Source organism: Helicobacter sp. MIT 05-5294, from assembly GCF_000765675.1.
Lineage (GTDB): Bacteria > Campylobacterota > Campylobacteria > Campylobacterales > Helicobacteraceae > Helicobacter_D.
This window is the reverse complement of record NZ_JRPA02000071.1, coordinates 1-873: the sequence shown is the minus strand read 5'-3', so window position 1 is coordinate 873 and position 873 is coordinate 1. Positions and strand designations below refer to the sequence as shown.

The 873-nt window shown below is 28.3% G+C and carries 1 protein-coding gene; it reads right to left on the bottom strand.

The annotated features are described in order from the left end of the window. On the bottom strand, positions 1–873 hold an 873-nt coding region (locus LS69_RS10680), incomplete at both ends, for a hypothetical protein (protein ID WP_202978675.1).

Sequence of the window (873 nt, the reverse complement as noted above, 5' to 3'; positions counted from 1 at the left end):
ATTATTATAGAGTAAGGGTAGAATCTGACTTAGATTGCCTTGCTTATCTTTATAAGTTCTTAGACTTTGTAGATTGGTTTGATGGGATTGGATTTTATAGAATCCCTCTGGGATTCTTTGATGATAATTCCCCAATATAAAATCTGGTCCGCTTGGTTCTAGCATTTGTCCTTTAGCAATCTTGTCTTTAATGGGTTTATATTCATTCTTGAGATTCTTTTGTAGAATCTCATAAGAAGATAAAGTATATCTAGTAGTTTGATAAAACCTCTTAACATTCATTAAATATTTACTCTCTTTGTAATAATAAAAAGAGACTTCAAGTTCTTTAGTATTTTGTTCTTGTATTAAAAGAGATAGAGTATCAAGTTGTTCTTGAGTAGTTGTTACTTGAAAGCTAATGTATTTGGAGGGATTCTTTATCATAATATAACACGCATTATTAACTTTAGAAATACAAGCTTTATAGTTTGGATTCTGAAAGCTTTCTTGTAATATTTCTAATTTTTCATATTCCTTTACACCAAACTCTAAGACTTTCTTTTTACGATTTTGCATAAGATAGAATCTTTGGTTATGATAAATAAGAGAGAGTTTATTTTCTATCTTTAAACCTAGAATCCCTAAAGTATCTACAATGGTTCGTTTTTGTTTAAAGTTTTCACCCCTAGCATTATAAGGTTCTTTATAATCTTCTTTATGGGTTGTATAATAAGTGTTTTCTTCATTGCAACAAGCTTTAATTGTTAAAATATCTCCCTCTTCATATCCTAAATCACTTGGCTTAAAATAGATTTGATTTTTAACACAGAGATTCTCATCAAGTTTTTTATTATTAATAAACCAAGTAATGGCAACATTCGTGTTTTTATT